General features: G+C 70.1%; 18 protein-coding genes. 7 read left to right on the top strand and 11 right to left on the bottom strand.

Annotation, left to right across the window (positions count from 1 at the left end; translation table 11 throughout):
* Positions 1-4: 4 nt before the first annotated feature.
* From ACFZDE_RS36470 to ACFZDE_RS36480, 3 genes are all read right to left on the bottom strand, one after another.
* Positions 5-499, bottom strand: coding sequence for a GNAT family N-acetyltransferase (locus tag ACFZDE_RS36470; protein ID WP_391210541.1), 495 nt, complete (start codon positions 497-499; stop codon positions 5-7).
* A gap of 46 nt (positions 500-545) precedes the next feature.
* Positions 546-1,154: a DUF1349 domain-containing protein gene (locus ACFZDE_RS36475; protein WP_391005485.1), complete on the bottom strand. Its 609-nt coding sequence runs from the start codon at positions 1,152-1,154 to the stop codon at positions 546-548.
* A 98-nt stretch (positions 1,155-1,252) separates the two neighbouring features.
* Positions 1,253-2,782, bottom strand: coding sequence for an aldehyde dehydrogenase family protein (locus ACFZDE_RS36480; protein ID WP_391005483.1), 1,530 nt, complete (start codon positions 2,780-2,782; stop codon positions 1,253-1,255).
* A 132-nt stretch (positions 2,783-2,914) separates the two neighbouring features.
* Here ACFZDE_RS36480 and ACFZDE_RS36485 point away from each other — a divergent pair, with 132 nt between their 5' ends.
* The 3 genes from ACFZDE_RS36485 to ACFZDE_RS36495 all read left to right on the top strand — a co-directional run bounded on the left by ACFZDE_RS36485 (position 2,915) and on the right by ACFZDE_RS36495 (position 5,835).
* Complete coding sequence (locus tag ACFZDE_RS36485) at positions 2,915-3,688, top strand: IclR family transcriptional regulator (RefSeq protein ID WP_030852502.1); 774 nt, start codon at positions 2,915-2,917, stop codon at positions 3,686-3,688.
* 3 nt (positions 3,689-3,691) lie between these two features.
* On the top strand, positions 3,692-4,165 hold the full coding sequence (locus ACFZDE_RS36490; RefSeq protein WP_391210567.1) for a GNAT family N-acetyltransferase: 474 nt from the start codon (positions 3,692-3,694) through the stop codon (positions 4,163-4,165).
* Positions 4,166-4,377: 212 nt separating this feature from the next.
* The gene (locus ACFZDE_RS36495) at positions 4,378-5,835 is read left to right on the top strand and encodes a penicillin-binding transpeptidase domain-containing protein (RefSeq protein WP_391211091.1); all 1,458 of its coding nucleotides are present in this window, start codon (positions 4,378-4,380) and stop codon (positions 5,833-5,835) included.
* A gap of 97 nt (positions 5,836-5,932) precedes the next feature.
* Here ACFZDE_RS36495 and ACFZDE_RS36500 read toward each other — a convergent pair whose 3' ends face one another.
* Complete coding sequence (locus tag ACFZDE_RS36500) at positions 5,933-7,390, bottom strand: solute carrier family 23 protein (protein WP_391210574.1); 1,458 nt, start codon at positions 7,388-7,390, stop codon at positions 5,933-5,935.
* A 260-nt stretch (positions 7,391-7,650) separates the two neighbouring features.
* On the opposite strand from ACFZDE_RS36500, the gene ACFZDE_RS36505 reads away from it, so the two are divergent.
* The 3 genes from ACFZDE_RS36505 (at position 7,651) to ACFZDE_RS36515 (ending at position 10,017) form a co-directional block, all read left to right on the top strand.
* Positions 7,651-8,250, top strand: a complete 600-nt coding sequence (locus ACFZDE_RS36505; protein ID WP_391005476.1) for a SigE family RNA polymerase sigma factor — start codon at positions 7,651-7,653, stop codon at positions 8,248-8,250.
* Positions 8,247-9,095 carry a hypothetical protein gene (locus ACFZDE_RS36510; RefSeq protein WP_391210580.1) on the top strand — a complete coding sequence of 283 codons (849 nt, stop codon included), beginning with the start codon at positions 8,247-8,249 and terminating at the stop codon, positions 9,093-9,095. Before ACFZDE_RS36505 ends, ACFZDE_RS36510 begins: the two co-directional genes overlap by 4 nt.
* A gap of 85 nt (positions 9,096-9,180) precedes the next feature.
* On the top strand, positions 9,181-10,017 hold the full coding sequence (locus ACFZDE_RS36515; RefSeq protein ID WP_391210589.1) for a pectate lyase: 837 nt from the start codon (positions 9,181-9,183) through the stop codon (positions 10,015-10,017).
* A 219-nt stretch (positions 10,018-10,236) separates the two neighbouring features.
* Here the strand turns inward: ACFZDE_RS36515 and ACFZDE_RS36520 are convergent, their stop codons facing one another.
* A complete protein-coding gene (locus tag ACFZDE_RS36520; protein ID WP_391210594.1) occupies positions 10,237-11,391 on the bottom strand; it encodes a right-handed parallel beta-helix repeat-containing protein in 1,155 nt (384 codons plus the stop codon).
* Between the two features lie 245 nt (positions 11,392-11,636).
* Between ACFZDE_RS36520 and ACFZDE_RS36525 the strand changes: the two genes are divergently transcribed.
* The gene (locus ACFZDE_RS36525) at positions 11,637-13,856 is read left to right on the top strand and encodes a family 43 glycosylhydrolase (RefSeq protein ID WP_391210604.1); all 2,220 of its coding nucleotides are present in this window, start codon (positions 11,637-11,639) and stop codon (positions 13,854-13,856) included.
* On the opposite strand, the gene ACFZDE_RS36530 is transcribed toward ACFZDE_RS36525, so the two are convergent.
* From ACFZDE_RS36530 to ACFZDE_RS36555, 6 genes are all read right to left on the bottom strand, one after another.
* Positions 13,853-14,650: an HAD family acid phosphatase gene (locus tag ACFZDE_RS36530; RefSeq protein ID WP_391210615.1), complete on the bottom strand. Its 798-nt coding sequence runs from the start codon at positions 14,648-14,650 to the stop codon at positions 13,853-13,855. The two genes, ACFZDE_RS36525 and ACFZDE_RS36530, sit on opposite strands and share 4 nt — an antisense overlap.
* 88 nt (positions 14,651-14,738) lie before the next feature.
* The gene (locus ACFZDE_RS36535) at positions 14,739-15,821 is read right to left on the bottom strand and encodes a dienelactone hydrolase family protein (protein WP_391210623.1); all 1,083 of its coding nucleotides are present in this window, start codon (positions 15,819-15,821) and stop codon (positions 14,739-14,741) included.
* Positions 15,822-15,854: 33 nt separating this feature from the next.
* Positions 15,855-16,970 (bottom strand): pectinesterase family protein, encoded by a 1,116-nt coding sequence (locus ACFZDE_RS36540; RefSeq protein ID WP_391210634.1) that lies wholly within the window; start codon positions 16,968-16,970, stop codon positions 15,855-15,857.
* 106 nt (positions 16,971-17,076) lie between these two features.
* On the bottom strand, positions 17,077-18,405 hold the full coding sequence (locus ACFZDE_RS36545; RefSeq protein WP_391210641.1) for a polysaccharide lyase family 1 protein: 1,329 nt from the start codon (positions 18,403-18,405) through the stop codon (positions 17,077-17,079).
* A gap of 34 nt (positions 18,406-18,439) precedes the next feature.
* Positions 18,440-19,237, bottom strand: coding sequence for a GDSL-type esterase/lipase family protein (locus ACFZDE_RS36550; protein WP_391210648.1), 798 nt, complete (start codon positions 19,235-19,237; stop codon positions 18,440-18,442).
* Between the two features lie 138 nt (positions 19,238-19,375).
* Positions 19,376-20,722 (bottom strand): extracellular solute-binding protein, encoded by a 1,347-nt coding sequence (locus tag ACFZDE_RS36555; RefSeq protein ID WP_391210660.1) that lies wholly within the window; start codon positions 20,720-20,722, stop codon positions 19,376-19,378.
* Positions 20,723-20,729 lie beyond the last annotated feature (7 nt).

The raw sequence follows: 20,729 nt of genomic DNA on the forward strand, positions 1-20,729 counted from the left end.
TGCTTCATTCCCCGGGCAGGGCGAACCGCATCCGCAGATGGTGGTCCCCCGGCCCGGCGGGTTCGGCGACCCACCCCTGCCGCCGGTAGAAACCCTGGGCCCGCCGGTTGTCGACATGTACGTCCAGGAGGGCCGCGCGCCTGCCGTCGGCCCGCCACTCCTCCACACAGGCCGCGTGCAGGGCGGTGCCGACGCCGGTGCGCCATTGACCGGGATCGACGTGGAACTGGAACAGCTTCACCGTGTCCGCCGGGCCGTCCTCCGGGGGACGGAAGGAGGCCAGGCCGACGATGTGCCCCGCCTCCACCAGGCACAGCACCCGCCCGTCCGGCCGGGTGAGGGCAGTGCGCCAGGAGGCGGTCCAGTCGGTGCCGTCCTGCGGCACCCCGCCGGGGTAGTAGGTCGCCCGGGCCCGCGCGTGCAGCGCGACGACGTCCGCCACCTCGGCGGGCAGGACGGTACGTATCACTCGGCCCGGAACCACTCGGTTGCTGATCATGCAGCGAAGGACGAGACCGGGCCGTGACGCGGTTCCCGGCCGGTCCTCAGCTGCCGTCGCGCAGATCGTCCGGCCAGCTCGGCCTGAACTCGATGTGGTCGTACGTCACCACGCACCCCTCCCCCATCGGGGACTGGGTCATGAAGCCGACCAGGGCCGCGCCGGTCTCCTTCTCGTCGCCGAGGGTGAAGAGGCGGACGAAGGTCCAGCGTTCGCCGTCGCGGGAGGCGTGGAAGGCGAAGGCGCGGCCGGTCCGGCTGATCCGGAGCCAGACGGAACTGCCGTCCACGGTGAAGGAGTTGGCGTCGTCGGAGTGTCCCCGGGTCACCACCGTGCAGACGGTGGGGACGTCCGGGGAGTACTCCAGGCAGAGCTTGGCCCAGGCCCGCTCCGCCACGTGGACGTAGAGCACACCTGCGTCGAAGGCGGCACCGAACCCCACCGTGACCCGGGCGATCAGCTGGAAGTCCCCTTCGGGCGCCCCGAGCAGCCGCGGCGCGTCGGCAGCGGGGTCCAGCCCTTCCCCGGTGGGCGGCACGAACCGATCCTGCCTGGGCCCGGCCCACCCGGAGAGCACACCGTCCTCGTAGGACCAGTGGCCGTCGGGCCCATAGGTACGCAGACCGAAAGAAAGTTCGGAGAGTTCCAGATCCATTCAGCCAACTCTTTCAGGTCCGCCCTTCAGGGGCGCGGGGAACTGCGCGATCAACCACAACGAACCGTCGGACCGCGATTCACCGCACCCCCACGGCGCTACCGCTCCAGACGCCCGTTGAACCGCCGCGGCAGCCCCAGCGGGTTCTCGTCCCTCAACTCGGCGGGGAGCAGCGCGGACGGGGCGTTCTGGTAAGCAACCGGCCGCATCCACCGCTCGATCGCCGTCCCGCCCACCGACGTGGACGTCGAGGTCGTCGCCGGGTACGGCCCACCGTGATGCTGAGCCGCCGCGACAGCGACCCCCGTCGGCCAGCCATTGACCAGCACACGCCCCGCCAGCGGCGTCAGCTCCGCGAGGATCTCGGCGCCGCGGCCCTGGCCGGCGGCCTCCTCCTCGGACAGCTGCACCGTCGCCGTGAGGTTCCCCGGCAGGCGCGACAGCACCGCCTTCACCTCGGTCTCGTCCTCGTAGCGGGCCACCACCGTGACCGGCCCGAAGCACTCCTCCAGCAGCAGGTCGTGCTCGCCCTCGGCGGCCAGCCTGCTCGCCGGGACGGTGAGGAAGCCCGCGCTGACGGTGTGCTCGCCGCCCGCGCCGGGGGTGACCGGGGAGTCGACGTCGGGCAGCCCGGCCCGCTCGGTGACACCGGCGACGAAGTTGTCGCGCATGCGGTGGTCGAGCAGGACACCGGCGTCGGTGTCGCTGACGGCGTCGGTCAGCGACTTCAGCAGGGCGTCGCCCGCGGCACCGGCCGGCGCGAGGACGAGGCCCGGCTTCACGCAGAACTGCCCGACGCCCAGCGTCATCGAACCGGCGAGACCGGCGCCGATCGCCTCGGCCCGCTCGGCGGCGGCGGCCTCGGTGACGACGACCGGGTTCAGGGAGCCCAGTTCGCCGTGGAAGGGGATCGGCACGGGGCGGGCCGCCGCCGCGTCGAAGAGGGCGCGGCCACCGCGCACCGAGCCGGTGAAGCCGGCCGCCGCGACCAGCGGGTGCTTGATCAGCTCGACGCCCGCCTCGAAGCCGTGGACCAGGCCCACGACGCCCTCGGGGATGTCGTGCCGGGCGGCGGCGCGGCGCAGCACCTTGGCGACGTACTCGGACAGGGCCGGGTGGTCCGGGTGGGACTTGACGACGACCGGGCAGCCGGCCGCCAGCGCGCTCGCGGTGTCGCCGCCCGCGACCGAGAAGGCGAAGGGGAAGTTCGACGCCGAGTAGACGGCGACGACGCCCAGCGCCACCTTGTAGCGGCGCAGGTCCGGGATGGGCGGGGTCGCGGTGTCGTCGGGGTGGTTGATGACGACGTCGAGGAAGGCGCCCTCGTCGACGATGTCCGCGAAGGCGCGCAGCTGGTAGCAGGTGCGGGCGAGCTCGCCGGTCAGCCGGACCGGGCCGAGCGCGGTCTCGGCGTCGGCGGTCTCGACGAGGGAGTCCTTGGCCGCCTGGAGCTCCTCGGCGGCGGTGCGCAGGAAGGCGGCGCGGACCGTGCGGTCGGCGAGGGCGCCGCGTGCCTCGTGCGCGGCGCGGACGGCGGCGTCCACCTCCTGGGCTGTGGCCTCCACCGCAACCTGTTCACGCTGCTTCCCGGTTCGGGGGTCGACACTCCAGACTGGTGCTGCTGCCACCGCGGGTCCCTCCACACATGTATTGCCGCAGTACTGGGTCATCCACCAGGGGCGTTCGATATACTGAACGCTGTCTCTGATGATGAATATGCTGTGGAGACTATTTCCCGTCCAACGAAGGGGTCAAGGGCGATGTCGGCTGGCGAGACGGGCGGCGGGGCGCAGGTCAAGTCCGCGGTACGAACGGTTGAACTGCTCGAATACTTCGCCGGACGCCCCGGCATGCACTCCCTCGCGGCGGTCCAGGAGGCCGTCGGGTATCCCAAGTCCAGCCTCTACATGTTGCTGCGCACCCTGGTCGAGCTGGGCTGGGTGGAGACGGACGCGACGGGCACGCGATACGGCATCGGAGTGCGGGCCCTGCTGGTCGGCACGTCGTACATCGACGGTGACGAGGTCGTCGCGGCCGCCCGCCCGACGCTGGACCGGCTCTCGGACGACACCACCGAGACGATCCACCTCGCCCGCCTCGACGGCACCAACGTCGTCTATCTGGCCACCCGCCAGTCCCAGCACTACCTGCGTCCCTTCACCCGGGTCGGCCGCCGGCTGCCCGCGCACTCCACGTCCCTGGGCAAGGCGCTGCTGAGCACGTACTCGGACGAGCAGGTGCGCAAGATGCTCCCGGAGACGCTGCCCGCGCTGACCGAGCACACCATCACCGACCGGGAGAAGCTCATCGAGGAGCTGCGCCAGGTGCGGGACCAGGGCTTCGCGGTGGACCGCGAGGAGAACACCCTCGGGCTGCGCTGCTTCGGCGTGGCCATCCCGTACCGCACCCCGGCGCGGGACGCGATCAGCTGCTCGGTGCCGGTGGCGCGGCTGACCCCGGCGCACGAACAGCTGGTCAAGGACGCCCTGTTCGACGCCCGGGACCGACTGACACTGGCCACTCGTAGGCTCTGAGACATGGATATCGAGCTGCGCCCCGTCCACAACAGCGATCTGCCCGTGTTCTTCCGGCAGATGAACGACCCCGAGTCCCTGAGCATGGCGGCCTTCACCCCGGAGGACCCGGCCGACCGGGCCGCCTTCGACACCCGCTGGGCCAAGATGCGCACTTCGCCCGACGTCGTCATCCGTACGGTCCTGGCCGACGGGGACGTGGTCGGCAGCGCGGGGGTGTACGGGGTGCCGGGTGAGCGCGAGGTGACGTACTGGATCGACCGCGCGTACTGGGGCAAGGGCATCGCCACACAGGCGCTGCGGGCGCTGCTCGCCGAGGTGCCCGAGCGTCCGCTGTACGCGCGGGCGGCGTCGGACAACACGGGGTCGCTGCGCGTGCTGGAGAAGTGCGGCTTCAAGGTGACGGCGACGGACCGCGGGTACGCCACGGCCCGCGGTGCCGAGATCGACGAGACGGTGCTCCTCCTGGAGGGCTGAGGCCTCTCCCCCGCCCGGCGGAGGCGGATCGCCGCCGGGCGGAAGGGGCCCCGGACGGCGCGCGGGAGCCTGATCGCATGACGCGGTCACTCGCTCCCGCCGCGCGTACGAGGCCGGCTTTCTGAACGGCGGATGAGAAAACCGCCCCGCCGGATGAGAAACCGGGACGGACGGGAACGATCCGCCCGGTGTGGTTCGTCCTCCAGTTCGGAATGAACAAGACGATCAGGCGCGCCTCGGTCTTCTCGCTGCTCCTGGTGCTCGCCCTGCTGGTCAGGGCGACCTGGGTGCAGTTCTACGAGGGCCGGGCGCTGGCAGACGACAAGGACAACCGGCGCAACGCCATCGAGACGTACTCGGCGCCGCTCGGGAACATCATCGTGGGCGGCCGGTCGGTGACCGGCTCGGCGCCCACGAAGACGGGCGACCTGAAGTACAAGCGGACGTACACCGACGGCCCGCTGTACGCGGCGGTGACGGGATACGCGTCGCAGGCGTACGCCCCGACCCAGCTGGAGGGCATCTACAGCGACCTGCTCAACGGCACGGACAACCGGCTGAAGTCCGTGATGGACACCCTCACCAACCAGCGGGCCGAGCCGGGCAACGTGGTCACGACCATCGACCCGGACGTGCAGAAGGCGGCCTACGAGGCGCTCGGCGGCAAGAAGGGCGGGGCCGTCGCCATCGACCCGAAGACCGGCAAGATCCTCGCGGTCGTGTCGACGCCGTCGTACAGCCCTTCCTCGCTGACCGACGCCAACACGGCGGGGAAGGCCTGGCGCGAGCTCACCTCGGACCCGGAGAAGCCGCTGGTCAACCGTGCGCTGCGGCAGCCGCTGCCGCCCGGTTCGACGTTCAAGCTGGTCGTGGCGGCGGCCGCGCTGGAGGACGGGCTGTACTCCTCGGTGGATCAGCGCACGGACAGCCCTGACCCGTACACGCTGCCGGGCACCACCCGGGACCTGACGAACGAGAACCCGAACGCGCCCTGCACGAACGCGACCATCCGCACGGCGCTGGAGTACTCGTGCAACAACGTCTTCGCCAAGATGGCCGTGAAGCTGGGCCAGGACAAGGTGAAGGCGATGGCCGAGAAGTTCGGCTTCAATGACGACAAACTGGACGTGCCGGTCCGGGCCTACACGAGCGTGTACCCGTCGGACATGTACCCGTCGCAGACGGCTCTGACGGGTATCGGCCAGTTCGACGTCACGGCCACCCCGCTCCAGATGGCCATGGTGTCGGCGGCCATAGCCAACGGCGGCAAGCTGGTGTCGCCGCATATGGTCGCGCAGATCACCGACAGCGGCGGTGATGTGCTGGAGGACTACGACGACGACGCGGGCACGAAGGAGATCGTCAGTTCCTCGACCGCCGAGCAGTTGCGGTCGGCGATGGAGACGGTCGTCAGCAAGGGCACGGGCACCAACGCCCAGGTCCCGGGAGCGACCGTGGGCGGCAAGACGGGCACGGCCCAGCACGGCGAGAACAACAGCCAGGTGCCGTACGCCTGGTTCACCTCGTACGGCAAGTCCGACTCCTCGGGCAAGGAGGTCGCCGTGGCCGTCATGGTCGAGCAGTCGGACGCGGCCCGCTCGGAGGTCAGCGGCAACGGCCTGGCCGCGCCGGTCGCCAAGGCGATGATGGAAGCCGCGCTGAAGAACTGAACCCCGGCGCCGTGAATCACGTCTGTAAGGACAGACGGGCCGCCCCCTTCCCCCCGGGGGCGGCCCTTCGCCGTGTCGTCGCGGCCTCCCCGCGCCGCTACTTCGCGCCCAGCAGCTGCTCGATCGGGTCGATGGCGAAGTACACGAGGAACAGCGCCGAGGTCCCCCACAGCAGCCAGTGCACCTCCTTGGCCTTGCCGAGGACGGTCTTGATGACGACGTAGGCGAGGAAGCCGGCCCCGATGCCGTTGGTGATGGAGTAGGTGAACGGCATCACGGCGATGGTGAGGAACGCCGGGATGGCGATGTCGTAGCGGTCCCAGTCGATGTGCTTGACCTGGGTCATCATCAGGAAGCCGACGGCGACCAGGGCCGGGGCGGCCGCCTGGAGCGGGACGATGGTGAGCAGCGGGGTCAGGAACAGCGCGAGGCCGAACAGCCCGCCGGTGACGAGGTTGGAGAAGCCGGTGCGCGAGCCCTCGCCGACACCGGCCGCGGACTCGATGTAGGACGTCGACGAGGAGGCGGACGCCGCACCGCCCGCGACGGCGGCGGCGCCGTCGATGAGCAGCACCCGGCCGAGGTTCGGGACCTTGCCGTCCTCGTCGAGCAGCCCGGCCTCGGCGCTGATGCCGACGACCGTGCCCATGGTGTCGAAGAAGTCGGACAGGATCAGCGTGAAGATCAGCAACACGACGGTGATGACGCCGACGCCGGGCGCGCTGAAGGCGCCGAACAGGTCGAAGTCGCCGATGAGGCCGAAGTCGGGGGCGTCGACGACGTTGTCCGGCCAGGAGGGGGTGGTCAGGCCCCAGGACTTGATGTCGGCCAGGGAGTCGATCACGATCGCCAGCGCGGTCATGGTGACGATGCTGATGAGGATGGCGCCCTTGACCTTGCGGGCGAGCAGTCCGATCGTCAGCAGCACGCCGAGGCAGAAGACCAGCATCGGCCAGCCGGCGAGGGTGCCGGTGCCGCCCAGCTGAACGGGGACGGTGGTGTTGGCGGCGTCCGGGATGCGGCTGACGAACCCGGCGTCGACGAAGCCGATGAAGGCGATGAACAGGCCGATGCCGACGCTGATCGCCTGCTTGAGCGGCTGGGGTATCGCGTGCATGACGGCCTCGCGCAGCCCGGTCACCACCAGCACACAGATCAGCAGGCCTTCGAGGACGATCAGGCCCATCGCGTCGTCCCAGCTCATCAGCGGGGCGATCTGGAAGGCGACCACGGCGTTCAGGCCGAGTCCGGCGGCGAGCGCCAGAGGCAGGTTGCCGCCGACGCCCATGATGATCGTCATGACCGCGGCCACCAGGGCGGTGGCGGTGGTGAGCTGGACGGCGTCCAGCTGGTGCCCGAACTTGTCCTTCGCGCTGCCCAGGATGATGGGATTCAGGACAAGGATGTAGGCCATCGTGAAGAACGTGGCGAAGCCGCCGCGCAGTTCACGGCCGAAGGTGGACCCCCGCTCGGAGATCTTGAAGAACCGGTCGACGCTGTTCGCCGCCGGTGGCGCGGCGTCGGACCGGTCGGCCGTCTTCTGCGATGCGGACATGGCGCGTGCTCCTTGCTGCCGGGGTGATCGGGGTGCGGGTGCTGGCTGGATTTTCGTCGCGTTGAACCACGTTCAGGTGTTCTTCGTGTTACGAAATCGAAGTCCGGCCTGCCATACGGCGTTCGAAGCTCCGTACGAACCATCCGGCGATCGCTGCTACGCTTCCCGATCTCGTCCGGACCTCTCCCGGATGATCACATGTCATCCACAGGACGCCCCCGGCCGGGAGCGCCCGTAGCCGCTGCGAGAAGAGGTCGCCCGTGGGCACAGTCGTCGACGACGCCGCCTCCGTGGAGTTCCACGCCTTCTTCGAGCGCCACTACGCCGAACTGTCGCGTCTGGCCTATCTGCTGACGGGCGAGTCGGACACCGCCGACGATCTGGCGGCGGACGCGTTGCTGGCGCTGTGGCACCGCTGGGACCGGGTGCGGGCGGCGGACCATCCGGCCGCGTACGCGCGCGGTGTGGTCGCCAACCTGGCCCGGACCCGGATCCGCAGCGCGGTGCGCGAGCGGCGGCGCATCGCCCTGTTCTGGTCGCAGCGCGAGGAGAACACCGAGAACCCGGACGTCGCGGGCGTGGTCGATGTGCAGGAGGCACTGCGCAGGCTGCCGTTCCGCAAGCGGGCCTGTGTGGTGCTGCGGCACGCGTTCGACCTGTCGGAGAAGGACACCGCGCTGGCCCTGGGTGTGTCGGTCGGTACGGTGAAGAGCCAGACCTCCAAGGGAATGGCCGAACTCCAGCGGTTGCTGGGAACGCGGGGGCTGCCGCAACGGATGCACGCGGCGCTGGGCGCGCCCCGCTGCTCGCCCGCCGTGGAGGGCGTGCGCACCGGCGAGGGCGGAGGGAGGGACCGATGAGCATGCGGCGGGACGTGCACGAGGAGCTGCGTGCCCGGCTGCACGAGGCGGCCGGGGCGCACGAGCCCGACCGGGAGCGCGTGCTGGCCCGTCTCGAGCGCGGCATGGCCGGTCCGGCCGGTTCCGCCCACCGGGCGACACGTCCGCCGGTGGTCGGCTGGATGCGGGTGGCCGGTGCGACGGCCGCGGTCGCCGGTGTGCTGGCGGTGGGCGGCTACGCGGTGGCGTCCGCGGTGAAGGACGAGACCGCCCCGCGGCAGCGGGAGGTCGCCACGTCGGCGACGCCCACCCCGTCCCCGGAGGCGACGAGCCGGCCGCCCGCGCCCCCCGTTCCGGTGGAGCCGGAGCCGAGCCGGTCGCCCGAGCGCCGCGAGTCCGGCCCGCCGCCGTCGAGGACACCGAGCGCCCCGGTCACCGAGCGCCCGCCCGCCGGTACCGAGGACGGACCGCTCTGGTCGGACGGCTCGGTCGACCCGCACAGCAACGACTTCTGGGCGCAGAGCAACATCACCTTCAAGACCGGTGCGCAACTGACCGCGCTGACCGTGCGGTTGGAGGTCGCCCAGACCGGCGGGGTGTCGAACGCGGGCGCCTGGCGCTCGCTGCCCGAGAGCGACTTCACCCTCGCGGTCGCCGAGCGGGACGGCTTCCTCGTCTACACCTGGACCCTCAAGAAGGGCCGGACGGTACCGGCGGGCGAGTGGGTGTTCGCCGGGCAGTTCGACCACGCGCGCGGCGGCCGTGACGCGGGCCGGGACCGCTACACGGTGACGGCCGAGGCCGGTTCGCGGCAGCTGTCGGTGGGCGGCGGCTTCGCGGCCGTGGACGACGGCGGCGACTCGTGAAAAATTCCGGGAGAGGCGGCAACCCTTTCCTCACGAGTGGCGACCACAACGCGCAAGAGTCACCACCCATCTGAGGAATCGGTACATGACTGCACCAGCAGAACAGCGCGTCCGTCATCGCCGCAGTGCCACCAAGCGGCGGGCCGTGATCGCCGCGGTGTCCGCGCTCGGCATCACGGGTGCGGCGGTCGTCACCACGTCGATGCTGTCGACGGCCGGCGCCGCCGCCTCCTCCTGGCCCACGGACAAGGGCAAGACGCCCGTGTCCAAGACCATCCCGGTCTCCGGTGTGCGCGACGGCGGGATGAAGATGTTCTACGGCACCGGTGCGCTCGGCAAGGGCAACCAGGACGAGGGCCAGGACCCCATCTTCGAACTGGCCGACGGGGCTGTCCTCAAGAACGTCATCATCGGCACCCCGGCGGCGGACGGCGTGCACTGCAAGGGCAGTTGCACGCTGCAGAACGTGTGGTGGACGGACGTCGGCGAGGACGCGGCCAGCTTCAAGGGCAAGTCCGCCTCCGCGGTGTACAAGGTGATCGGCGGCGGCGCGCAGAACGCCGAGGACAAGGTGCTTCAGTTCAACGGCGCGGGGACGCTGAACGTGTCCGGCTTCCAGGTGCGGAACGCGGGCAAGCTGGTCCGCTCCTGCGGCAACTGCAAGACGCAGTACAAGCGTACGATCGTGCTCAGCGACATCGACGTGACCGCGCCGATGAACTCCATCGTCGGGGTCAACGCCAACTACGGCGACACGGCGACGCTGTCCAGGGTCCGCATCCACGGTGACAGCAAGAAGAAGATCAAGACCTGTGTGCGCTTCCAGGGCAACAACACCGGCAAGGAGCCCAAGGAGCTGACACCGCCCGGACCGGACGGCAAGAGCTGCAAGTTCAAGGCCTCCGACATCAGTTACCAGTAGGACCCGCCCCGTGTGACTCCGGTCGGCCCTCGTCCCCCCTTGGGCCGACCGGGACGCCGGGTGCCCGGCCCCCCAGCCGGACGCCCCGGCACCTCGGCCTTCCGGAGCCCCCCTCCGGACGGCCGGACGGTACCGGCCGAGCCCCCCTCGGCCGGTCGGCAGGACGCCCCCGCCGTTTCGCACCGGCGGGGGCGTCGTCGTACCGACGGCGGCGCGGCCTCAGTCCATCGGCGAGCCGATGCCCGTGGAGCCGGTCGTCAGGAAGGCCGTGGCGGGCAGGGAGCCGTCGGCCCGGCGCGCCGCGAGGGCGGTGGCCGCGTCGGTCGACCTGAGGGGCGGTGTGGCGACGCCGCTGTCCCAGGTGTTGCCCGCCGAGACCGTCGATGAGCCGAGCTTCGCCGCCCCGCCCTTGTTCGCGACGGCGAGGTTCTTGCCCAGGCGGGCCGTGCCGGTGGCGAAGGAGAAGCCGCTGCGGGCGTTGGCGTACGCGGTGTTGCGGTGCAGGGTGAGGGCGCCGGTGTTGGAGTTCTCGGTGAAACCGTGCTGCGTGTTGTCCCAGGCCGCGTTGCCGTTGACGACATGGGCGGGGGAGGCGCCGCCGCCGCCCAGCTCGAAGCCGTTGCCATCGCCCGCGAAGGCCGTGTCCTTCCAGCGGTTCTCGCCGTTGCCGAAGGCCCAGGAGTGCTCGACGGTGACCGGTGAGGAGAACTGCCACAGGTCCAGGCCGTCGTCGGAATTGCCGTGGAGCCGGGCTCCGGTGATCCGGTTGCCGGTCCCGGAGCCGAACGTGACGGTGATGCCGTCGGCGTTCTGGCCGTGGCCGGCCGGGTCGTAGTTGCCGTGACTGTCCAGGTTCTGCACGAGGTTGCCGGTGGTGCCGTCGCCGCGCAGGGTGAAGCCGGAGTCGCCGTTGTGCGCGGTGACCAGGTTCCTGAAGACGCCGCCCACGGAGGACGTGGCGACGAAGCCCTGCGCGGGGGAGTTGACGAACGCGAGGTTCTCGACGGTCCAGTGGTCGCCGTGGATGGCGGCCAGCCAGGACCCGGCGGGCAGCCGGGACCCGTCGATCCGGACCTCCTCGGCGCCGTGCGCGCGCAGCGTGATGGGCGCGGAACGCGTGCCGTTGGCCGAGGACTTGAGGGTGGCCGACGGACGGTAGGTACCGCCGCGGACCTGGATCACGGTACCGGCGGTGGCGTTGTGCACGGCCTGTTCGAGCTGGGCGGTGGTGGAGACGGTGACCGTCGCCGAGGCGGCCTGTGCGCCGCCGGTCGACAGCCCGAGGTAGACGCCGCCGGCCCCCGCGGCACCGGCGACGGCCGCGGCGATGGAGAGGGTCCGGGTCCTGCGATGACGTCCGGTGCTCGGCAGCACGGAGCGTTCCTTTCCTAGGGGATCGGGACGGAACCGGCCCGGAGGGGCCCGCCCCGGCCGTTTTCCGTCCAGCAGTCGCCGCCGCGCCGGAAAGGGTTGCCGCCGTGACGTGCCCGATGGCCCCGGCGTTCCGAAAGTTTCGGAGCCACGGGCCGCACACGCACCCGTTGACGCCCCGCGCCCCTCCGGTGAGACTCCGAAGGCCGCCATCCAACAGAATCCCCCAGACTCCGACAGGAAGTGTCATGCGCCCCCGCAACGCCCGCACGCTCCTGCTGCCCTTCCTGGCCCTGACCGGCCTCCTGCTGACCCTGCTCAGCGCACCGCCCAGCACCGCAGATCCCGGAGCCCCACCCGTGAAGCACAGCAAGTACGCCGGTTACCTCTTCGCCTACTTCACCGGTGAGGGCACCGCCGACGGCGAGCAGATCCGCTACGCCCTCAGCCGCGGCAACGACCCGCTGCACTGGCGTGAGCTGAATGCCGGGAAGCCGGTGCTGACCTCCACGATCGGCGAGAAGGGTCTGCGCGACCCGTTCGTCATCCGCTCCCCCCAGGGCGACAAGTTCTACCTGATCGCCACCGACCTCAGGATGTACCAGAACTCCAGCGGGAGCTGGAACGACGTCCAGCGGCACGGCAGCAGGTCGATCATGGTCTGGGAGTCCACCGACCTGGTCCACTGGACCGACCAGCGCCTGGTGAAGGTCTCCCCGGACAGCGCGGGCAACACCTGGGCCCCGGAGGCCTACTGGGACGACGAGCTCGACGCGTACGTCGTCTTCTGGGCGTCGAAGCTGTACGCCGACGACGACCCGGACCACAAGGGCGACACGTACAACAAGATGCTGTACGCGACCACCAAGGACTTCCGCACCTTCAGCGAGCCCAAGGTGTGGAACGACCCGGGCTACTCGGTCATCGACTCCACGGTCGTGAAGTACAAGGACGAGTACTACCGCTACACCAAGGACGAGCGGGACCCCGGCTCCTCCAGCCCCTGCTCGAAGTTCATCACCGGCGAGAAGTCCACCTCCCTGACCTCGACGACGTACGACTTCGTGGCCGACTGCATCGGCAAGGGCGCGATGGAACGCGGCGAGGGCCCGACGGTGTTCAAGTCGAACACCGAGAAGAAGTGGTACCTGTTCATCGACGAGTACGGCGGCCGCGGTTACATCCCCTTCGAGACGACCGACCTCGCCTCGGGCAAGTGGACCCCGTCGACGAACTACCAGCTCCCGGCGAGCCCGCGGCACGGCACGGTCCTGCCGGTGACGCAGCAGGAGTACGACCGCCTGCTGGCCGCCTACCCGGCCGCCTCCACCTCGGTCGTGGACGCGACGGCGAAGCACCAGAAGGGGTACGCGGTCGTCACGGACAGCGCCTCGAAGGTCGTCCTGCCGATGGAGCCGGACGCCGACCTGCGCGGCCTCGCCCCGAAGCTGTGGGTCGGTGAGGGCGCGAAGCTCAGCCCCAAGTCCGGCACCCGGCGCGACTTCCGCAAGCCGCAGAAGTACACGGTCAGGGCGGCCGACGGCACCGAACGCACCTGGACGGTCGAGGCGGTCCGCACCCGCAGCCCGATCCTGCCGGGCCTGAACGCCGACCCCGATGTGCACTACCTGAACGGCCGGTACTGGATCTACCCGACCACCGACGGCTTCCAGGGCTGGAGCGGCACCACGTTCAAGGCCTACTCGTCGAAGGACCTGGTGAACTGGAAGGACCACGGTGTCATCCTCGACCTCGGGCCGGACGTCACCTGGGCGGACAAGAACGCCTGGGCGCCGGCGATCGCCGAGCGGGACGGGAAGTACTACTTCTACTTCTGTGCCGAGCAGCAGATCGGCGTGGCGGTGGCGGACTCCCCCGCGGGTCCTTTCAAGGACGCGCTGGGCAAGCCGCTGGTCGCGAAGGGCGGTTCGCTCCAGGGGCAGATGATCGACCCGGCGGTCTTCACCGACGACGACGGCCAGGCGTACCTCTACTGGGGCAACGGGCACGGGTACGTGGTCCCGCTGAACGACGACATGACCTCGTTCGACCCCGCGAAGGTCGAGGACATCACCCCGGACAACTTCCGCGAGGGATCCTTCGTGATCAAACGGAAGGGAACGTACTACTTCATGTGGTCCGAGGACGACACCCGCAGCGAGAACTACCACGTCGCCTATGCGACGGGACCGTCCCCGCTCGGCCCGTGGACCAAGAAGGGGACGATCCTGTCCAAGCGTCCCGAGTACGGCATCCTCGCCACCGGCCACCACTCGGTGGTGAACACGCCCGGCACCGACGACTGGTACATGGTCTACCACCGGTTCGCCCTCAACGGCCCGGGCCTGCCGGGCGGTGACGGCGTGCACCGCGAGACGACCATCGACCGCATGGAGTTCGCGGCCGACGGATCGATCCTCCCGGTGGTGCCGACCCTGGAGGGGATCAAGCCGGTCAGGAAGCGCTAGCCGACGAAGTACGTCGGGTTCGGGAGCTTGTACGTCCGGTCGGCGTAGCCGCCGTCCAGGTCCGAGTACTGGTCGCCGAAGTTGGCGATGATCTCGTACCCGAGGTCCTTCTCGATGTGCTTGCGGGTACCGGACTTGTACTGCACGGTCGTGCAGGTCCAGGTGCCCGCTCCGGCGCAGGAGCTCAGGTACGACGGCGGGTTCGCCGTGTCCTTGAGGAACATGTGGCCGGCGTCGAGGTTCACATCGGCGCCGATCCTCTTCAGGTTCTCGACCGCGGCGGAACGCTGGGCCTCGCTCAAACCGGAGTTGTAGAAGACCTCGACGCCCTTCTTCTCGGCGTAGCGCACGAGTCCGGCGCTGCCGAAGACACCCGGGCGGTCGGCCTTGTTCACATAGGCGGCCCAACTCGCGGAGTCGTAGGTGTAGTTGTAGCGCTTCTCGTAGTCGAGACTGAGCAGCAGGGTGTCGTCGATGTCGAAGACGACCGCGGGCTTGTCGCCCTGGTGGCGGGCCTTGCGGGCCGCGTGGTCGATGTACTTCCTCGCCGCCTTGTCGAGGGCCGCGAGGTCCTTGGCGTAGGGGCTGGTCGCCGAGGCCTGGTAGACGCCGTTCGCGTCGAGCGTGGTGCCGTAGTAGGTGTCGATGTCCTTCACCAGGAGCCCGATGTTGTAGGGCTCGTGGGTGGAGTTGGCCGTGGACTGGCCGGCCGTGGCCGCACCGGCGCCGTAGAGGGCGGCGCCGGTGACGGCACACGCTGCGGCGATCGCCGCGATACGCAGTGACTTTTGCATGACAGACGTTCTACGCGCGTCATCCGGGTGGGCGCGAGACCCGCCCGGCAAAATCCGTGTCAAGCGCCCCCCAAGAGACCGGGCCTCCTCACAGGACGGAGTCGAGCCAGCGGAAGACCTCGTCCTGGAGGGGGTCGGTGAAGACGTGGCCGAGCTCCGGCCGGGTGCGCAGCCGCAGGCGCTCCTCGGCGTGGCGGGACCGCCAGACGGCGCGCAGCTTGTCGTGGGCGACGCGCACGCCGTCCGCGGGGAACAGCGGGTCGAGCCCGCCGTGGAGGAAGAGCATCGGCCGGGGCGCGGCGATGCTCGCCACGTCGGGGATGTCGAGGTGCCGGGCGAGGCCGGGATGGAGCATCTGGTACGCCGACTGCCCGCGCAACGTGTTGTTGCCGGGCACCATCATCTCCTTCAGGCCGGTCATCCAGCCCACGCTCGCGGCGGCCGCGATGTCGTCGCTGAGGGCGGCGGTCTGCCAGGCGCGGTAGGCGCCCATGGAGAAGCCGACGGCCGCGACCCGCCGGGCGTCCACCCGGTCGAGCCCGGCCAGGAAGGCGGCGGCCCGCTGGTCCTCGCGGGCCATGAGCCCGGCGAGCGAGGATCCGAGGTGGTAGAGGTTCGAGGCAAGGGCCTGCTGCTGGTCGTGGGCGAGGGGGCCGCGGTCGCCCCAGCCGAGGGCGTCCAGGCACAGCACCACATAGCCGCGCCGGGCCAGTTCGTCCCCGACGAAGCGCCCGCTGAAGTACTTCCGCGCCCAGGTCCGTGCGGTGGCCAGGCGCGTGTCGTCGTACCAGGGCCGGACGAGTTTCTCCTTGCCGATGCCGAACTCGCCGCCGTGGTCGTGCAGGAGCAGCACGGCGGGGAACGGCCCGGGGCCGTGCGGGGTGAGCAGGGCACCGCGGACCCGTTCGTAGCGGGTGAGGGAGACGGTCACCAGCTCGCGGGTGTACTGCCGCTCCGGGGAACGGTCGCCGAACTCCGGCGCGTACGGCGTCCCGTCCTGCCGCTCGACGAGGAGGTGCTCCTCGACGGTGGCCCGGGCGGCACGCCGCCAGGCGCCGAAGTCGCGGATCGGGGAGCGCCCCCAGGCGAGCGGGAAGGTCAGGGCGTCCTTCAGCGCCGGGTGGAAGCCGGGCAGCGGGCCGTCCACGACCGTCGCCTCAGCGCCGCTCACCGCTCCCCCGGCGAGATGGGGAGCGCGGCGGCCCTACGCACACGGGTGCCAGTCGCCGAGGTAGGTCTCCCGGGTGTGTGCCCGGGCCTGTGCGCGGCTCAGTTGGGGCCGGTTGACGGGGACGTGGACCACCGCCCCGGGCCCGGTGTTGTGGTACTCGGCGAAGCGCTGGGCCTGCCAGGGGTGCGCGTCCGACATGTTGGCGTAGGGCGCGACCGCGTCGATGCCCGGTCCGAGCCGGGTGTCCCGCACGGTGAGCATGGGGCGGGCGGTGGTGTCGGAGCTGGGCACCCAGGGCCGGGCCAGCTTGTAGTAGCCGTCGGGTGCCTCGCTGCTGACGCGGCTGCGGGTCACCAGGTAGCCGAGCGGATTGGCTCCCGCGGTGGACGGCGCGAAGACGAAACCGTAGGGGGCGCCTGCCAGATCGGTCCGGGACAGGGTCCGGAAGTGGCAGTGCTCGAAGACCGCGGTCGCCCGTCCGAAGACGAAGTCGACGTCGCCCTCGACGTAGCAGTGGGCGAAGTACTGGCGGGCGACGGTGCCCAGTGCCATGGAGTCGGCGTACAGGGTGTCCTGGTGGCCGAGGAACCGGCAGTGGTGGAAGGCCGATCGGTCGCCCTGGACCTTGAGGGCGACGGCCTGGGTGTCGCGGATGTCGGGGTGGTCGGCGCGCAGCCAGTCGTTGGCGAAGGTGATCCAGCGGGCGGTGAAGCCGTCGGCCTGGACGGTGGTGGTGGCGGAGCCGGTCGTCCCGTGGATGCCGCCGCCCGGCTTGGGTGTCCCGGCCGCGTTGTCGTACACGACCACGACGTCGCGGGGGTTCTCGCTCGCCCCGATCCAGGTCATCTCCGAACGGGTGCGGTCGACGGCAACCGTCTCACGGTAGGTGCCGGGTGCTATGACCAGGGTCCAGCCGCTGCCTGCGGCGGTGACGGCGGCGCGCACGGAGGTGTGGTCGCCGCGGCCGAGCGGATCGACGTACAGCGTCTTCGGATCGAGGCGGGCGGCCGGTGAACCGTACCGGCCGAACGGGCGCTGCCGTCCGGAGGCCCGTGCGGGGGTCGGCGCGAGGGCGAGTGCGGGGACCGCCCCGGCACTCGCGACGAGGAATCCCCTGCGGGAGAGGGAACGGTGGACGTGCGAGGACATGCGGCTGTCCTTTCGCGGTGCGGCTGGTGCGGGGCGAGGGTCCGGGGAGGGGCCGGGGCGGGCGCACCTCGTGGAGTGCGCCCGGCCCGGCCGGTCATCGGGGGCGTCAGCAGATGCGGCCGGCGCCCGCACGGTGGTCGACGATGGCGGGGACGGACTTCGCCGGGTCGACCTTGGTCCGCAGGGTCGGCGTCCAGCCGGCATCCGGCTGGAGGGTCTCCTCCGGGATCTCCGCGTTGTGCACGGCGATCAGGTCGGTCTTCCTGCCGTTGACGTAGTTGTCGGCGGCGGTGACCGGCGCCTCCATCCACTTCTTGAGGATCTTCGCCGGGCTGATGCCCTTCGCCAGCGTGAAGGCGTTGTGCTCGGCGACGAGCCGGGACTCCTTGCCGATGCCGAAGCTGTAGACGTAGTCCTGACCGGCCACGAAGTGGTTGTTGTACGTGTCGACCTGCCCGAAGCGGACGCGCGGCGCACGCTCGATCACGTTCCGGAACAGGTTGTGGTGGAGCGTCACCTTGAGCTTGCCCCGGTCCCCCACGGCCGTCGACTCACTGTCGCTGTTGCCGATCATGAGCGTTTTGTCGTGGTCGGCGAACACGTTCCACGAGGCGGTGACGTAGTTCGACCCCCGGACGATGTCCAGCTCACCGTCGTGCTGCTGGTACAGCGCGCCGAAGTAGGTCGGTGCCTCGCTGTCGGGGTGGCTGCCGTCGGTGAAGGTGTTGTGGTCCATCCAGACATGGGTGGAGCCGTAGACGACGGCGGTGTCGTACTCGGAGTTCCAGGCGCCCGTGGCGGTGTCGGTCGGGTCCCACTGCGGGAAGCAGTCGAGGGGGCTCTCGAAGGTGAGGTTGCGGACGATGACGTTGTCGACGCCCTTGATCTGGAGGCTGGCTCCCTTGAACCCGGCGTTCTTCCCGATCCCGATGAGGGTGGTGTTGGCCGGGACGTTGGCCTTGATGGCCTGGTCCTGGTTGTCGGCGGAGGCACGGCGCAGCCCCTCCGGGCTGTCGGCGGGCTCGCCGCTCAGGTCCGTGTCCATCCCCCACGTCTCGGGCGCGTACTTCTTGAGGTAGGCGTCGAAGTCGTACCCGGGCGCGGCGAAGGCGTCACAGCCCTCGGAGACCGCGTCGATGGTCCCCTTCACCTTGATGATCTTCGGTGCGCTGCCGCCTGCGGCGAGGGCGGCCTTGAACTGGGCCCAGGTGGTCACGGTGTACACGTGCGCGGCGTCGGCGGCTGCGCCACCGGTGGTCCCGGTGCCGTACGCCCCCCAGCCGTCCTTCGCTCCGAGGGTCTGACGGGCGGGATCGCGCGAGTCGGTCCGGGCGTTCGCGGTCGCGGCCCCGGTGAGGGACAGCACCAGTGCGGTGCAGCCGGCGAGGACGGCGACTCTCCTTATGGCATGCCCATGCCATGCAGATGCGTTCATGATGCGAATCTCCTTTTCGAGGGACCGGGGGGTGCTACGCGGTGGCCTTCGGCCAGGTGATCCAGGACTCGGGAATCGTCTCGTCCAGCCGGCGCACCTCGCTGGGCGCGAGCACCCGCGTCCGCAGCAGTTCCCGCGCGACGAGCCGCGCCACGGCGATCGCGCCGGGCGGGTTGAAGTGCGTGTTGTCCTGCTCGGTCGCGGTCCAGTTGAAGTACTTCTTCGTCTCCTCGCTCCCCAGCCGCTGCCACAGCGCGATCGACAGTGCCTGGATGTCGAGGACCGTCACCTGCTCCTGCTTGGCGAGCGCCCGCATCGCGGCCGGGTAGTCGCCGTGCGTCGGAAGAGCCTTGCCGGCCGCGTCGAACTTGCGCCGCTCGACGGACGTGGCGAGCACGGGCCGCGCCCCACGCGCTCGGGCCCCGTCGATGTACTTCCGCAGGTAGGCCTGGTACGTCGTCCAGGGCTCGGTGAACCGCGTGGGGTCTTCCCTCTTCGCGTCGTTGTGACCGAACTGGATGAGCAGGAAGTCACCCGGCTGGATCTGCCGCAGGACGGCGTCGAGCCGTCCTTCATCGATGAAGCTCTTGGAACTACGGCCGTTGACCGCGTGGTTGGCGACCGGGCGATCCTTGTGGAGGAAGAACGGAAGCGCCATGCCCCACCCGGTCTCGGGCTTCGCGTCGGCGTACTTCTGCGCGGCGGTGGAATCACCGGCGATGTAGAGGGTTCGGGTGCGGCGGCCGGCGGCTTGCGCGGTACCGGTCGCGGCGAAGGTGAGAGGAACGGCGGCGACAGCGGCCGCGGTGACCTGTCTACGGCTCAGTGACACGACATACCCTTCTTCGAGCGGGCCCTCCGGAGCACCGGGGGGTGTTGTGCGTACACGGCTCCACAGTGGGTGCGACCAGCCCGGGGCGGCCCACGGCCTGCACAGCACAGGCCGCCCCGGGGGCGGGGTCCGGCGGCGTCAGCCCTTCTGCTGGTCCCACTCCGCCTGGGCCTCGTTCAGCTGATCGGCCATCTTGTCCAGGAAGTCCTTGGCGCTCATGTCGCCGAGGAGGACCTTCTGGAAGCTGGGCTCGTTCTCGGCCTTGGAGATGGTGTTCCAGTCGGGCAGGTAGTACGGCAGCTGGACGATGGTGGTGGAGCCGTCGTTGAGGGCCCCGGCGGCGAGCTTGGTCGGCTCGGCCTTCGAGATCCAGGCGTCCTTGGCGGCGTCCGTGTTGGACGGGATGGCGCCGGCCGACTCGTTCCACTTGGAGTTGGACTCGTGCGCGGCGGCGAACTCGATGAACTTCCAGGCGGCCTCCTTGTTCTTGGAGCTCTTGAACAGGCCGAGACCGTCGACCGGGTTGGAGACCTGGACACGCTTTCCGCCGGGGCCGGTGGGCTGCGGGATGCCGCGGAACTTGTCGGGGCCGAGTGCCTTCACGTGGTCCTGGTAGGAGCCCAGGTTGTGATTGAGCATGCCGATCGTGCCGGAGTCCCACTGCGCGACCATCTTGGTGAAGTCGTTGTTGAGGTCGGCGGCCGGCGTGTACTTCTTGTACAGACCGGCGTACTTCTCCAGCGCCTCGACGTTCTTCGGGTCGTTGACCGTGGTCTTCTTACCGCCGGCGTCCCAGAAGGACGTGATGCCGGATTGCCCGTACATCGCGTCCAGTGCCTGAGCGATGGATCCCGCGCCGCCGCGGATGGTGTAGCCGAACTCGTTCTTCTTGGCGTTGGTGAGCTTGGCGGCGGCCTCGTAGAAGTTCTCCCACGTGGTGGGCGCCTCCAGGCCCGCCTTCTTGAACAGGTCGGTGCGGTAGTAGAGGGTGCCGTTGTTCGCGGAGGTCGGGATCGAGTACAGCGCGTCGCCGCCGCCTGCGGACTTCAGCGACTCGATCATGCCCTCGTTGAGCTTGCCCTTCAGCGCGGACTTGCCGAGCCGGTCGTCCAGGGGGTCCAGCGCGTTCTGGGCGGCGAACCCGGCGGCCATCGCCGCACCGACACCGCCGACGTCGGGCAGGCCCCCGCCCTGGATGGCGGTGTCGACCTTGGACTGGTACTCGGTGGCGGAGATACCGACGTAGTCGACCTTGACGGACGGGTTCGCCTTCTCGAAGTCGGCGATGATCTGCTTCCAGATGTCCGTGCGGACACCGCCGTTGTTGTCCCAGAAGACGATCTTGCCCTTGCCGCTGCCCTCGGCCCCCTTGTCGCCCCCGGCGCCGCTGCCGTCGTCGCCACAGGCGGTCGCGGTCAGGGCGAGGACGGAGCCCAGGGCGACGGCCGTGGCCGCGCGCCTGCTTCTGCGGATGCTGTTCTTCATGGTCGGT

Source organism: Streptomyces sp. NPDC007929, from assembly GCF_042959065.1.
GTDB lineage: Bacteria > Actinomycetota > Actinomycetes > Streptomycetales > Streptomycetaceae > Streptomyces.